Genomic DNA, 13,909 nt, shown 5'->3' on the forward strand with positions numbered 1-13,909 from the left:
ATTGTCCCACAAGAACCCGACTATGACCAAATATGGCCTCCGCGCGCGGGTGCTGGCATTCACCATACTGCCGACCCTGATCATAGGTAGCCTGCTTGCCGGTTACTTTACGTTTCACCGGCACCAGCAGCTCGAAGAGTACATCATCGAGCAAGGCATTAGCGTCATAGAGCCGTTGGCCATCGCCAGCGAATATGGCATGAAGCAGAATAGCCGCGAGCTACTCAAACGACTGCTTGGCCTGACCCATCGCAAAAACTCCTCCTTTATCAAATCCATTGCCGTCTTCACCAAAGACAACCAGCTGTTTGTCACCTCGAATTTTCACCGTGAACTGAACATGTTGCGACTCCCCAAGGACGCGACCATCCCCGAGCTGACCTCGGTGGAATATGTGGATGATTTCATCATCTTGCGCACGCCGATCCTCGAAGAGGTGACGCTCACCGAGACCGATTTGCTGGAGAGCAAACCCCAGGCCGTGGTGGGCTACATCTCCATCCAGATGGACACGGATCGCGCCACCATCATCCAGTATCGGGATGGGGCATTGGCGATCCTGATCGTGCTGGCCAGCTTGGTGCTCAGCCTCTATTTCGGGCTGAATCTGGTGAATGTGGTGATCGATCCAATCAATCGCATGGTGCGGGCCGTCTACCAGATCCGGGAAGGCCGACTGGATACCCGGGTACGAGGCCATATGCAGGGCGAGCTGGATATGCTGAAAAACGGCATCAACGCCATGGCCAAAGCGATCGCCGAATATCACAACGAAATGCAGATGAACATCGATCAGGCGACTTCGGATCTGCGGGAAACTCTGGAGCAGATCGAGATCCAGAACGTCGAGCTGGATATGGCCAAGAAACGAGCCCAGGAGGCCGCGCGGGTCAAGTCGGAGTTCCTGGCCAACATGTCCCACGAGTTGCGGACGCCGCTCAATGGCGTGATCGGCTTCGCCAAACAGCTGTTCAAAACCCCGCTCTCCAGCAACCAGAGCGACTATCTGGGCACCATTGAAAAATCGGCCAAGAACCTGCTCAACATCATCAATGACATCCTCGACTTCTCCAAGCTGGAGGCGGGCAAGCTGTCACTGGAGCAGATCCCCTTCAGTCTGCGGGATGTGGTGAATGAGACCATGACCCTGCTCGCCCCCAGCGCCCATGACAAGGGGCTCGAGCTGTCACTGCGGGTGCACAGCGAGGTGCCGGATCTGCTCTCCGGCGATCCATTACGTCTGCAACAGGTACTGACCAACCTCACCGGCAACGCCATCAAGTTCACCGAACAGGGCAACATAGACGTCACCATCAGCCTGCAAAAGATGGTCGAGCACAATCAGGTACCCCTGCGGATCCAGATCCGCGACACCGGTATTGGCATGAGCCAGCAGCAGCAACGCCAGTTGTTCCAACCGTTCAATCAGGCCGATACCTCGATCTCCCGTCGCTATGGTGGCACGGGCTTAGGACTGGTGATTACCCAAAAACTGGTGCAGCAAATGGGAGGGACCATCGAAGTCGACTCCACTCTGGAGCAAGGCTCGCTGTTTACCATTACCTTGGGCATGCGTCTGGCGGGTCTGACGCAAGAGGAGAGCCAGCTGCACAAATCGCTGCAAGACGAACCCGTCTTGCTGATCGAAGCTGACCCTTGGGCGCGGGCCGCCTGCGAGGCGCAGTTGCTCGAGTGGAAGATGCGCGTCTCCAGCGTCGCCAACCTGGCCGCCGTAGATACCCTGCAGCAACGCCACTTCATCACCCTGCTGATGGGCCTCTCCTCGATGCCGGACCTGCAGGCGATTCAACGGCAACTGGAACAGTTACCCTGCCACTTTGACCGCCTGGTCTTCCTGCTCAACTCCCACGATCCCAAGCTGCAGGAGGCTCTGCTCGGCATGGGTGCCAGTTACTGCCTGAGCAAACCCGTGCCCCATAGCAAATTATTGGCCGCCTTGCTGGCACCCCAGAGCTTTACTCCCAGCCACCCGGCACTGCCGGTCGCTAAACCCAAGCTGGCATTGAATGTGCTGGCGGTGGATGACAACCCGGCCAATCTCAAACTCATCACCGCCATGCTGGGCGATCTGGTGAGCGAGGTGCACTCCTGCCAGAACGGTCGTCAGGCCGTCGAGCTCGCCCAGCGGCTGGAGTTTGATCTGATCTTTATGGATATACAGATGCCAATCCTGGATGGCATCAGCGCGGCCCAAGCCATTCGTCAGGAAGGGTGCAACCAGCAGACCCCGATCATCGCCGTAACCGCCCATGCCATTCCGGGTGAGCGGGAACGCCTGATGGCACAAGGGATGGATGAGTACCTGGCCAAACCGATTGATGAGAACCAGTTGGAGCACTTGCTACAGCTATTTACCCAAACACCATCCTTGGTGCAACCGGGCCTCGTGCTGGAGAGCCAAGCAATCGCGCCATCATCCCCCCACCCAGCCACGCTCTCGGTTGCCGCGGCTTCGACCGAAAGCGGTCAGGGTCAGCTCTATGATGCCGAGCTGGCCCTGCGCCAGGCAGCCGGAAAACCCGAGCTGGCCCGGGAGATGCTCGAGTTGCTGCTGGCCTCGCTGCCGGAGACGCAATCCCTGCTGGCACAGGCCAACGATCTGCCGGCCACCGAGCTGCAAGCCGGGATCCACAAACTGGCTGGCGGAGCAGCTTATTGCGGTATGCCAGCCTTGCAGGCGCTGTGTCATCAGCTGGAAAGCGCCCTGCGTCACGGCGAAACCGCCGAGACGCTGGAGCCGGAACTGCTGGAGTTGCAGGATCTGCTGCTGCAGCTGCAGACACACCTCCACCCTCAAGACGAATAACGAGGGGAAACCCACCGCAATCGCCCAAAATGACAGAAGGCAGCCCATGGCTGCCTTCTGTCTGCTTCGCGAAAAACTCAGCGGCTCTGGCGCGCCTCGATCATCAAGCGCTTCATCTCGGCGACGGCGGCAGGCAAGCCTTCAAACACAGCCCGGCCAATGATGGCGTGGCCGATATTCAACTCTTCCATCTCGGGGATGGCAGCGATGGGCTTGACGTTGTGGTAATGCAGACCATGACCGGCATTGACGCGCAGCCCCAGGCCATAGGCATAACGGGCGGCATCCTGGATGCGTGCCAGCTCTTCGAGTTGTTCGGCAGTGGTCGTCGCATCGGCGTAACGGCCGGTGTGGATCTCGATGTAGGGAGCCCCGGCCGCCACGGCCGCATCAATCTGACGCCGGTCGGCATCGATAAACAGCGAGACCTGGGTACCAACCGCCGCCAGACGGGCGATAGCGGCCGCGACCTTCTCCGGCTGCCCAGCGACATCCAGTCCGCCTTCGGTGGTGACTTCGGTCCGTTTTTCCGGAACCAGACAGACGAAGTGAGGCTTCACACGACAGGCGATATCCAGCATCTCATCGGTAACCGCCATTTCCAGATTCATCCTGGTTTGCAGCGTCTGCCGCAGGATCTCCACATCACGGTCCGTGATATGACGGCGATCCTCGCGCAGATGAACGGTAATACCATCGGCACCCGCCTGCTCGGCCAAGGCAGCCGCCAATACCGGATCCGGATAGCTAGTGCCCCGGGCATTGCGCAGAGTGGCCACATGGTCGATGTTCACACCCAGAAAAATCTCGCTCACTGCATTTTCCTCGCTGAAAGATGTTGGAATAGTTCCCGGCTCTTCAGGGGCCGGTTGCCCAGGTAGGGCTTGAGGGCCTGACGGCAAAACCGCTTGGCGGCCAGTAACTCATCGGCTGTTTCGAGACAGCCGCTGCCCATCGCCACCAGATGTCGCCCCTCGTAACGATCCATGCCTGACCCGTTCCCTGGGGCCTGCACAAAACCGTACTCCGCACGATACAGATAGTGCAGCTGCGGCTCAATGGGCAAGCCGCTCAGGGCATCGGTGGAAAAATCGAGCCCATAGCCAAGCGCTTCGAGCAGCAGCAGCTCGAACTGCCGCAGCACCGGCTCGGGAGAGCCGCCCTGGGTCAACAGTTGGAGTGCCTGACGGTAGTAATCGAAGAGTTCGTGGTAGGCCGTCTGCCGCTCTAGCAGGTAGTAGAGCAGCTCATTGAGATAGAGGGCGCTATAGAGCGAGACCTCGCGCAACTGGAGAGGAGGTCCCTCCACCTCCAGTTGTTCCAGGCTCTTGAGCTCGCCTTTCCCCCGCCAGCTCACCGACAGGGGGGTAAAGGGTTGCAGCAGGGCTTTGAGCGGCGAGCGGGCGCTGCGGGAGCCGCGAGCCACCAGCGTCTGGCGGCCCACACCGGCGCAGAACAACTCCACCAGCTGGCTAGTCTCCCGATAGGGACGGGTGTGCAGCACAAACGCCAGCTGCCGCTCCATGGGGAAGGCCTTAGTCGTCGCCGTAACCGAGACTGCGCAGGGCGCGCTCGTCATCGGCCCAACCGGATTTGACCTTGACCCACAACTCGAGGAACACTCGAGTCTCGAACAGACGCTCCATATCCATTCGCGCCTCAGTGCCAATGGTCTTGAGCTTCTCACCCTTATTGCCAATCACCATCTTCTTCTGGCCATCTCGCTCGACCAGGATCAGACCATTGATATGGAACAAGCCATCGGCCTCGACCTTGAAACGTTCAATTTCCACCGTCACCGAATAGGGCAGCTCTTCGCCTAGGAAGCGCATCAGCTTTTCGCGGATGATTTCCGAGGCCATGAAACGGGAGCTACGATCCGTGATGTAATCATCCGGGAAATGGTGCTCCCCTACCGGTAGCAAAGCACGGGCCATGGTACGGATCTTGTCGACATTGGTGCCCTTCTCCGCAGACAGAGGCAATACATCGGCAAAGTTCATCTTCTGCGCCAGCATCTGGATGTGGGGCAGCAACTCTTCCTTGTCATTCAACAGGTCGATCTTGTTGATGACCAGCACCACTGGACAACGCAGGTGCTGTAGCTTACTCAGCACATGCTCGTCATCGGAGGTCCAGCGGGTGCCTTCGACCACAAACAACACCATTTCGACATCACCGATAGAGCTGGTCGCCGCCCGGTTCATCAGGCGGTTGATGGCGCGTTTTTCTTCCTGATGCAGTCCGGGCGTATCCACATAGATGGTCTGATAGGCGCCATCGGTGTCGATGCCCAGAATGCGGTGCCGGGTCGTCTGCGGCTTCTTCGAGGTGATACTGACCTTTTGCCCCAGGATCTGGTTCAACAGGGTGGATTTACCAACGTTAGGACGGCCAACGATGGCGATAAAACCGCAATGGGTCTGCTCTGTCATTTAAATTGCTCCAGGGCTTTTTCGGCCGCAGCCTGTTCGGCTTTGCGACGGCTGGAGCCCACGCCGATTACGGTGGCGTCAACGCCCTCGATCTCGCACTGTACCGTGAACTCCTGATTGTGGGCCTCTCCCTTGACCTTGATGACCACGTAGCTGGGTAACGGCTTGCGTTTACCCTGCAAGAGCTCCTGCAGACGTGTTTTCGGATCTTTTTGATCGGCACCAGGCCGGATCTCGTCCAGTCGGGGGGCGTACCAAGTCAGCAGTAACTGCCGTACCGGCTCCATCCCCACGTCCAGATAGATGGCACCGATCAGTGCCTCGACGGTATCCGCGAGGATCGACTCACGACGAAAACCACCGCTCTTGAGCTCGCCCGGGCCTAGGATCAGGTATTCGCCCAGATCAAACTCCCGCGCCAGCTCGGCGAGCGTCTTCTCGCGCACCAGGGTGGCGCGCATGCGGCTCATATCGCCTTCGCTGACATCTGGAAAGCGGTGAAACAGCACTTCGGCAATCACCAGACTCAGGATGGAGTCCCCGAGAAACTCCAGACGTTCATTGTGCCGGGAACCCGCACTGCGGTGGGTGATGGCCCGCTTGAGCAGATCTTCGTCGACGAAGGTATGACCGAGTTTTCGTTCCAGTCGTTTCAGCTTGTCCATCACTGGATGCCACCTATACGGTTGAATCGCACGCCGCGCGGGATCCAGCCCGGGATGGGTGAACCCGGATCACGCTCGAACTCGAAACTGATCCAGATGAACACCGCTTTACCAACCAGATTGCGCTCCGGTACAAAACCCCAGAAGCGACTGTCCTTACTGTTATCCCGGTTGTCACCCATGGCGAAGTAGTGGCCTTCCGGCACCACCCACTCATCCGCCTCGTTACCCGGCTGATGGAAATACATGGGGACATAATCGGGTTGCTGCGGATTTTTCAGGATCCGGTGACTGACATTGCCCAACTGTTCCTGATAACGCTCCAGCGGGACACCACCCTGGATAAAGTCACCGCTGCTGAGAAAGGTCTGCTCGACTTTGGCAATCGCCGGGCAATCCTGGCTACCCGCACAGGCTGGCTGGATAAACAGCTGTTTGTTGCGATAGATGATGCGATCCCCGGGTAAGCCCACCACGCGCTTGATGTAATCCACCGTCGGCTCTTCGGGATATTTGAACACCACCACATCACCGCGCTTCGGGTGGCCAGTCTCCAGCAAGGTGCTGTTGTTCAGCGGCTCCTTGACCCCATAGGCAAACTTTTGCACCAGGATAAAATCCCCGACCAGCAGGGTCGGCATCATGGAGCCGGACGGGATCTGAAACGGTTCAAACAAGAAGGAGCGCAATACCAGCACGGCGGCGATGACCGGAAACACGCCTTTGCACTGTTCGACCCAACCCGGCTCACGCATCAGCGTCTCTATGGTGCCCGCATCCAGCGCCTTGCCGGTGGCCGACTCCGCCTTCAACACACGCCGTTGCCGCCACGGCAGCAGCACGAAGCGGTCCAGCAACCACACCAGACCGGTCAGCAGAGTGGCGCCGATCAGTAACAGGGAAAAGGTATTGGCCATCAATTACTATCCTTACCAACATGCAGAATCGCAAGGAAGGCCTCTTGTGGCACATCCACACGCCCCACGGACTTCATCCGTTTTTTACCTTCTTTTTGTTTGTTCAGCAGTTTCTTCTTCCGACTGACGTCACCACCATAACACTTGGCCAGTACGTCCTTACGCATCGCCTTGACAGTGCTGCGGGCAATGACATGGTTGCCAATTGCAGCCTGGATGGCGATGTCAAACATCTGCCGCGGGATCAGCTCGCGCATCTTCTCCACCAATTGACGGCCGCGGAACTGGGCATTGTCCTTGTGGGTGATGATGGCCAGTGCGTCGACGCGCTCACCATTGATCAGAATATCCAACCGCACCATGTCGGCCGTTTCGAAACGCTTGAAGCCGTAATCCAGCGACGCATAACCGCGACTGGTGGACTTCAGACGGTCGAAGAAGTCGAGTACCACTTCAGCCATCGGGATTTCATAGGTCAATGCCACCTGATTGCCGTGGTAGACCATGTTGGTCTGCACACCGCGCTTCTCGATACACAGGGTAATCACGTTGCCGAGGTATTCAGACGGTACCAGAATATGACATTCGGCAATCGGTTCGCGCACTTCGACGATGCTGGTGATCGCAGGCAGCGCGGACGGGCTGTCGATGTGGATGGTGGTGCCATCGGTCTGTTCAATCTCGTACACCACGGTCGGGGCCGTGGTGATCAGATCCAGATCGTATTCCCGCTCCAGACGCTCCTGGATGATCTCCATGTGCAGCATGCCGAGGAAGCCACAACGGAAACCGAAGCCCAGTGCGGTCGAGCTTTCCGGTTCGAAGAACAAGGAAGCATCATTCAGGGAGAGCTTGTCCAGCGCATCACGGAACGCTTCATAATCTTCCGAAGAGATAGGGAACAGACCGGCATAGACCTGGGGTTTGACCTTCTTGAAGCCAGGCAGCGCCTTATCGGCACCGTTCTTGGCATGGGTCAGGGTATCGCCGACCGGCGCACCGTGAATGTCCTTGATGCCACACACCACCCAACCCACTTCGCCACAACCCAGTCCGTCGGTATCCTTGCGCTTCGGGGTCGAGATGCCGAGGCGATCGACACCCCACACCTGACCGGTGCTCATCACCTTGATCTTGTCACCCTTCTTCAGGCTGCCGTTTTTAATCCGCACCAGGGAAACCACCCCCAGATAATCATCGAACCAGGAGTCGATGATCAGCGCCTGCAGCGGAGCGGCCGGATCACCCTCAGGAGCCGGGATCTTCTGGACTATGGTTTCCAGCACGTCATCAACACCCAGACCTGTCTTGGCGGAGCAACGCACCGCGTCCATGGCATCGATACCGACGATGTCTTCGATCTCCTCGGCGACCCGCTCCGGTTCGGCTTGTGGCAAGTCAATCTTGTTGAGCACAGGCACCACTTCCAGCTCCATTTCCAGAGCTGTATAGCAGTTGGCCAGAGTCTGTGCCTCAACCCCCTGACCGGCGTCCACCACCAACAGCGCCCCTTCACAAGCGGCCAGCGAGCGGGAGACCTCATAGGAGAAGTCGACATGGCCCGGGGTATCAATGAAGTTCAGTTGGTAGGTTTGACCATCTTTGGCCTGGTAGTTCAGGGTCACACTCTGTGCTTTGATGGTGATGCCGCGTTCGCGCTCGAGATCCATGGAATCAAGCACCTGCTCTTGCATCTCGCGGGTAGAAAGACCACCGCAGATCTGGATCAGGCGGTCGGAGAGAGTCGACTTACCGTGGTCGATGTGCGCAATAATGGAGAAGTTTCGAATCTGTTTCATGGCTTATTCAGTCAATAGGTAAGCGTCACCTGACGCATAGAGGCGGGATTTTACTGGATTAGTGGGGTAACGGCTATCGCTTAGTCGGTTTGCTGCGCCGGAATGTTCAGCCCCAGCATCACCGGACGGTAAAAACCACCGCCCAGGCGCTTGGCGCCGAGTCGAGCCAGCAAGAAGCCAAGACCGCCGCCCAGCAGAGCACCGATGATCTCGGAGGGTTCCTCTCCTACCGGCCACTGCACCGAAACCAGCTTGCCTGCCAGTGCGCCGAGCAGCAAAAACAGTACCGGCACCATGTAAACCAGCAAGGCACTGGTCAATAAGCTGCGTTCGGGAATGCCAATGCGCACCTGCTGCCCGACATGCACCGGGGCTGTGAGGGCAATTTCCAGCAGTTGCGGCCGACCCGGCATCGCCTTGGCGATGGTGCCGACACCACAGTTTTCCTGTTGATGGCAGTGACCACAGGCGCTCTTGCGGCGACATTCTACTTGCGCCCAGGTATCGCCAACGGCCACCACGGTAGCAACGGATTCAATCATGGTCTGACCCCCTTGGCGAGTGAATGCAGTGATTCGGCTATCCGTTGCGCCGTCTGCGCAGGAACTTCGCCCACCACTGTCACTTCAACCTTATGATCATTCAACAGGCGGAGCAAGCTAGTCGCACCCTGTCGGACCAGTTGTTCGCCCATCCCGCTCTCAGGCGCCGACAGGTAGATAGAGACATCGACCAAGCCATCACTGACCATCATGTAATCGACCATTTCTCCGGTTCCCACCAGGGGATGGCGATCGGTGGACATCACCCGGAACCCCTTGGGTAACCAACCCGGCGCCCAACCCAGCTCCTGTTGCGGCGCCTGGTAGGCTTGTTCCGTGGTGACGGCGCGGGGCAAGGTGACCTTATCCAGTGCCAATAACCAGCTGCTGGGCTCCGGCATGATCCGCAAATCCACCCCCATGAACTGCTCGACCAGATTGCCGCCCTCGTCGATCAGATCCAGACGCAACAACAGGCCGGAGGCCTGCTCCAGCCAGAGCACAAAACCATATTTGCTGGGATCTTTGGGTGCCAAACGCACAACCTGAACCGGCAAACCAGCGATCCGGTTGCGCCCGGTGACCACGGGATCATAGCTTTTCAGCACCTGTTCGAGATTCATACCCAGCACCGCAGACCAGAACCCGGGCATCCGTGCTCCGCTCAGGGTGTAGGGATCAGATCCTGCCTCGAAGAAGCTGATCTCGTTATTGCGCTTGAGATATTCACTCGGACGGCCATTGAGATAAATGAGATGGGAGAGTTCGCTCTCTTCGGACACCGCATGGGAAAAACGCAGCGGCTCTATGGTGCCCTGACGGACCTTGATCAGCGAGAGCTCGAAATTGTAGTGGTGATAAGCCCGCTGCATCTGTTGCAACAAGGCCTCGGCAGATGGGGTATCTGTCGAGGCCCGGGCACAGGTGAAGAGAGCGGCAAGAAGCAAAACCAGAGTCAACAGCCGCACGAAGAAGGTCTCTCCTGATTATTCATTAGCCTGATGCAGACGTTGCTGCAACTGATGGTCACGCAAGAAAGCCGCGATACGCTCCCGCTCCGCCTGGCGCTGCTCCTGGGTCATGGCCGGTTGCGGCACATGCTCCAGCGGCTGGCGGTTGGTTTGGAAATTGACACTGACCGGGGTCGCCACCCCGCCAAAGGGGACTGTATTCAACACCGGTGTCGGCGCCAATTGCGGGTTGTGCGCCAACTGGTACTGCTGCACACCGAGAATGGACACGGCAGCGACCGAGGCGGCGATGGCAAACTGGCCACCATATCGCAGCAAGGATACCGCCATCGGCTGAACTCGTTCGCGCCACGAAGCCGGACGCGGAGCCAGAATAGTCGGTTCATCCTGCAATGCCAGAGCAACCCGATCGGCCAGATCGAACATCAAAGTGGCAGGTAACTCATCGCGCATCGCATCACCCATCAGATGATAACGAGCCCAAGTCTCCTGCTGTTCCTTGTCTTGTGCCACGGACTTGAGCCAGCTAGCCTCGGCGGCTTCGCCATCCATCAGCACTGAAATCCGTTCATTATTCGCCATAGTCAATCTGACTGCTCCTATTAGCGCTGCAACAAGGGCTGGATCCGTTTATCGATTGCTTCACGAGCCCGAAAAATTCGTGAACGGACAGTCCCCACCGGACAATCCATCACCTCAGCGATTTCGTCATAACTCAGACCTTCGATCTCCCGAAGGGTAATGGCTGTCCGCAAATCTTCTGGCAAGCTCTCCAGAGTCAAGGAGACTTCCCGCCGAATTTCCGCCGACAACATCAGATTTTCTGGATTGGCCACCTCATGCAGGTTCTCAGCCCCTTCATAAGTTTCCGCATCCTGACTATCCACATCCATATCGGGCGGGCGACGCCCCTGAGCGACTATGTAATTCTTCGCCGTATTAACGGCAATTCGATACAACCAAGTGTAAAAGGCACTCTCGCCGCGAAAATCCGGGATGGCTCGGTAAGCTTTGATAAAGGCTTCCTGCGCCACGTCTGGGACATCCCCAGGATTGTTCACATACCTCGACACCAGACTGACCACCTTATGCTGGTACTTTTTCACCAACAGGTTGAAGGCGTTTTTATCGCCGCGCTGTATGCGCTCAATCAACTGCTGATCAATACTGTTCTGGTCGCTCATTGGAGCCGGAAAACCCCCATCAGGTCGTAGCCACTGTCGGCTCGAAATAAGCGCATATAATCAGACACACTGTTTTTATAAAAGTTCGCGCTTATGCAAAAAAACGTGATCCAGGCTGCATCGAATCAGCAAATTGGGCTAACATGAGCCTTTCCCACCCAAGCCAATGATACTTATGAAACAGAACGTTGAATACAGCTGTGATGTTCTTATCATTGGCAGTGGTGCCGCCGGCCTCTCCCTCGCGTTGCGTCTTGCTGAACACGTGCGGGTGATGGTATTGAGCAAGGGACCCTTGAGTGAGGGGGCCACCTATTATGCCCAAGGAGGCATCGCTGCCGTTTTCGATGAAAAGGACAGTATCGAGTCCCACGTCAGCGACACCCTGAATGCCGGAGCCGGTCTATGTGACCGGGATGCGGTCGAGTTTACCGCCCGCAATGCCAAGCGTTGTATCGAATGGCTGATCCAGCAAGGTGTGCCTTTCGATCAGGTGGAGTCAACCACGGAAGATGGCCTACCGGCTTATCACCTGACTCGGGAAGGTGGCCATAGCCATCGCCGCATTTTCCACACCGCCGATGCTACCGGCAAAACGGTACAGATCACGCTCGTGGATCAGGTGCGAAGTCACCCGAATATCCAGTTGATGGAGCGCTTCAATGCGGTCGATCTCATCACCACCCGCAAGCTGGGTCTGCCCGGTAATCGGGTGCTGGGTGCCTATATCTGGAACCGCAATCGCGAAGAGGTCGAGGTGGTCCGTGCCCGTTTTGTGGCGGTGGCGACCGGAGGAGCCTCCAAGGTCTATCAATACACCTCGAATCCAGACGTCAGCTCCGGCGACGGTATTGCCATGGCTTGGCGCGCCGGGTGTCGGGTGGCCAACATGGAATTCAACCAGTTCCATCCCACCACCCTGTTCCATCCGGAGGATCGCAACTTCCTGCTCACCGAAGCCCTGCGCGGTGAGGGCGCCTATCTGCGCCGTCCCGATGGCTCGCGCTTCATGACCGATTTCGACCCCAGAGGCGAACTGGCTCCTCGCGACATAGTCGCCCGCGCCATCGACTACGAGATGAAGCGTCTGGGGGCCGATTGCATGTATCTGGATATCAGCCATAAACCGGCCGATTTCATCGTCAAGCACTTCCCGACCATCTATGAACGCTGCATGAAGATCGGCATCGACATCACCAGCCAGTCGATTCCTGTGGTACCGGCCGCACACTACACCTGTGGTGGCGTGATGATCGATCACAAGGGCCAGACCGATGTGCCCGGCCTGTATGCCATTGGTGAAGTCTCTTATACCGGCCTGCACGGTGCCAACCGAATGGCCTCCAACTCCTTGCTGGAGTGCGTGGTCTTCGCGCATGCCGCTGCCGAAGATATTCTCGCCCGTCTGCCGATGAGCAGTGAGCCGCCCTCGCTACCGGCCTGGGACGAGAGCAAGGTGATCGATTCTGACGAAGAGGTGGTCATCCAGCATAATTGGCATGAGCTACGGCTATTTATGTGGGATTACGTCGGCATAGTTCGCACCGATAAACGCTTGGCTCGCGCCAAACGGCGGATTGATTTACTCAAGCAGGAAGTTCAGGAGTACTACACCAATTTCCGCGTCTCGAATAATTTGCTGGAGTTGCGCAATTTGCTGCAGGTGGCCGAATTAATTGTCCATTCCGCGATTAGCCGTAAGGAGTCGCGAGGCTTGCATTACAACCTGGATTATCCGGATCAGTTACCCAATCCGACACCCACCATTCTAATCCCGGAAAATTTCTGATCCGGATGGCGTGATGAAACATGAATGAAGCGAGGGGCATTAGCCCCTCGCTTGTTTTCAGATCACAGCATTAAATACCGAACCTGGACAGCATAGCGAATGATCTCGGTGGCTATTTGATAATCTCGTCGATCACATCGACGATACTCTGGGTATGACGCTTATAGGCGACGATACCATTTCTTTTTTCAATCAGACATAACGAATAACTACCGCTGATATCCTGGAGCCCCAAGGACTTCAAGCGCTCGATCCGTGCCTTGAAACTATCGATCTCCTTGCGCAGCCGATCTTCCTTGGAGCTGTATGAGATAAAGCCGCCGCTCACTGACTCTCCCGCTGTGGTCAACGAAGCACCGACCGTCAATGACTTATGATTGTGGCTGACCTCAAAAACGCTATGGGCATCCGGTGAGCGCTCTTCGACCTCCGGATATTTCAGCGAAATTTTCACATCCTTATAGGTGCCAGTAATGGTCTTGCCTTCTGGATGATCCGTGACCAGAAAATCATTTGCCTTCATATAACTGGCGGCGAAACTTTTGATTTCAGCAATCATATTCGCCACCGAAGACATAAATTGCTCATGCCTTATTTTACTGAGTCGGTCGAACTCTTCCTTGACGTCGGCATGTTCCCTGATTAAAGCCAGACTCATAATGCTACTCCTGTGCAATGAATTACTTCATGGTATGAAATGGGCGCTGTTCCCTTTACGTGTTGGGGCAATCTATACTTGCAGTAAGTTCGCTGGACTGAGGTGCCCGCTATGGATACCAA

At 57.0% G+C, this 13,909-nt stretch carries 13 protein-coding genes; 2 read left to right on the plus strand and 11 right to left on the minus strand.

From position 1 onward, the window contains the following. Positions 1 to 22 precede the first annotated feature (22 nt). Positions 23 to 2,827 carry a two-component sensor histidine kinase BarA gene (gene barA / locus ACYVG7_RS16575; protein WP_460884198.1) on the plus strand — a complete coding sequence of 935 codons (2,805 nt, stop codon included), beginning with the start codon at positions 23 to 25 and terminating at the stop codon, positions 2,825 to 2,827. A 77-nt stretch (positions 2,828 to 2,904) separates the two neighbouring features. On the opposite strand, the gene pdxJ is transcribed toward barA, so the two are convergent. The 10 genes from pdxJ to rpoE all read right to left on the minus strand — a co-directional run bounded on the left by pdxJ (position 2,905) and on the right by rpoE (position 11,340). Then, a complete protein-coding gene (pdxJ, locus tag ACYVG7_RS16580; RefSeq protein WP_460884199.1) occupies positions 2,905 to 3,642 on the minus strand; it encodes a pyridoxine 5'-phosphate synthase in 738 nt (245 codons plus the stop codon). Continuing rightward, entirely contained in the window at positions 3,639 to 4,352 is a 714-nt protein-coding gene (gene recO, locus ACYVG7_RS16585) for a DNA repair protein RecO (RefSeq protein WP_460884211.1), read from the minus strand. The genes pdxJ and recO overlap by 4 nt, the downstream gene beginning before the upstream one ends. 10 nt (positions 4,353 to 4,362) lie before the next feature. Continuing rightward, positions 4,363 to 5,262, minus strand: coding sequence for a GTPase Era (era, locus tag ACYVG7_RS16590; RefSeq protein ID WP_460884200.1), 900 nt, complete (start codon positions 5,260 to 5,262; stop codon positions 4,363 to 4,365). Continuing rightward, positions 5,259 to 5,927: a ribonuclease III gene (rnc, locus tag ACYVG7_RS16595; RefSeq protein ID WP_460884201.1), complete on the minus strand. Its 669-nt coding sequence runs from the start codon at positions 5,925 to 5,927 to the stop codon at positions 5,259 to 5,261. The genes era and rnc overlap by 4 nt, the downstream gene beginning before the upstream one ends. Further along, positions 5,927 to 6,844, minus strand: coding sequence for a signal peptidase I (gene lepB / locus ACYVG7_RS16600; protein ID WP_460884202.1), 918 nt, complete (start codon positions 6,842 to 6,844; stop codon positions 5,927 to 5,929). The genes rnc and lepB overlap by 1 nt, the downstream gene beginning before the upstream one ends. After that, a complete protein-coding gene (gene lepA, locus ACYVG7_RS16605) occupies positions 6,844 to 8,643 on the minus strand; it encodes a translation elongation factor 4 (protein WP_460884203.1) in 1,800 nt (599 codons plus the stop codon). The genes lepB and lepA overlap by 1 nt, the downstream gene beginning before the upstream one ends. 80 nt (positions 8,644 to 8,723) lie before the next feature. After that, complete coding sequence (locus tag ACYVG7_RS16610) at positions 8,724 to 9,185, minus strand: SoxR reducing system RseC family protein (RefSeq protein WP_460884204.1); 462 nt, start codon at positions 9,183 to 9,185, stop codon at positions 8,724 to 8,726. Then, positions 9,182 to 10,153 (minus strand): MucB/RseB C-terminal domain-containing protein, encoded by a 972-nt coding sequence (locus tag ACYVG7_RS16615; RefSeq protein ID WP_460884205.1) that lies wholly within the window; start codon positions 10,151 to 10,153, stop codon positions 9,182 to 9,184. The genes ACYVG7_RS16610 and ACYVG7_RS16615 overlap by 4 nt, the downstream gene beginning before the upstream one ends. 18 nt (positions 10,154 to 10,171) lie before the next feature. Then, a complete protein-coding gene (locus ACYVG7_RS16620) occupies positions 10,172 to 10,738 on the minus strand; it encodes a sigma-E factor negative regulatory protein (RefSeq protein ID WP_460884206.1) in 567 nt (188 codons plus the stop codon). A 20-nt stretch (positions 10,739 to 10,758) separates the two neighbouring features. Further along, the gene (gene rpoE / locus ACYVG7_RS16625; protein ID WP_460884207.1) at positions 10,759 to 11,340 is read right to left on the minus strand and encodes an RNA polymerase sigma factor RpoE; all 582 of its coding nucleotides are present in this window, start codon (positions 11,338 to 11,340) and stop codon (positions 10,759 to 10,761) included. Between the two features lie 175 nt (positions 11,341 to 11,515). On the opposite strand from rpoE, the gene nadB reads away from it, so the two are divergent. Then, positions 11,516 to 13,129 (plus strand): L-aspartate oxidase, encoded by a 1,614-nt coding sequence (nadB, locus tag ACYVG7_RS16630; protein WP_460884208.1) that lies wholly within the window; start codon positions 11,516 to 11,518, stop codon positions 13,127 to 13,129. A 112-nt stretch (positions 13,130 to 13,241) separates the two neighbouring features. Here nadB and ACYVG7_RS16635 read toward each other — a convergent pair whose 3' ends face one another. Then, a complete protein-coding gene (locus ACYVG7_RS16635; protein ID WP_460884209.1) occupies positions 13,242 to 13,787 on the minus strand; it encodes a hypothetical protein in 546 nt (181 codons plus the stop codon). Between the last annotated feature and the right edge of the window lie 122 nt (positions 13,788 to 13,909).

This window comes from Pseudaeromonas pectinilytica (assembly GCF_054780855.1).

Coding starts and splice junctions, on each gene's coding strand:
- era (WP_460884200.1), bottom strand. CDS start 5,262: ATGACAGAGCAGACCCATTGCGGTTTTATCGCCATCGTTGGCCGTCCT.
- lepA (WP_460884203.1), bottom strand. CDS start 8,643: ATGAAACAGATTCGAAACTTCTCCATTATTGCGCACATCGACCACGGT.
- ACYVG7_RS16635 (WP_460884209.1), bottom strand. CDS start 13,787: ATGAGTCTGGCTTTAATCAGGGAACATGCCGACGTCAAGGAAGAGTTC.
- recO (WP_460884211.1), bottom strand. CDS start 4,352: ATGGAGCGGCAGCTGGCGTTTGTGCTGCACACCCGTCCCTATCGGGAG.
- rnc (WP_460884201.1), bottom strand. CDS start 5,927: ATGGACAAGCTGAAACGACTGGAACGAAAACTCGGTCATACCTTCGTC.
- barA (WP_460884198.1), top strand. CDS start 23: ATGACCAAATATGGCCTCCGCGCGCGGGTGCTGGCATTCACCATACTG.
- rpoE (WP_460884207.1), bottom strand. CDS start 11,340: ATGAGCGACCAGAACAGTATTGATCAGCAGTTGATTGAGCGCATACAG.
- ACYVG7_RS16610 (WP_460884204.1), bottom strand. CDS start 9,185: ATGATTGAATCCGTTGCTACCGTGGTGGCCGTTGGCGATACCTGGGCG.
- ACYVG7_RS16620 (WP_460884206.1), bottom strand. CDS start 10,738: ATGGCGAATAATGAACGGATTTCAGTGCTGATGGATGGCGAAGCCGCC.
- lepB (WP_460884202.1), bottom strand. CDS start 6,844: ATGGCCAATACCTTTTCCCTGTTACTGATCGGCGCCACTCTGCTGACC.
- nadB (WP_460884208.1), top strand. CDS start 11,516: ATGAAACAGAACGTTGAATACAGCTGTGATGTTCTTATCATTGGCAGT.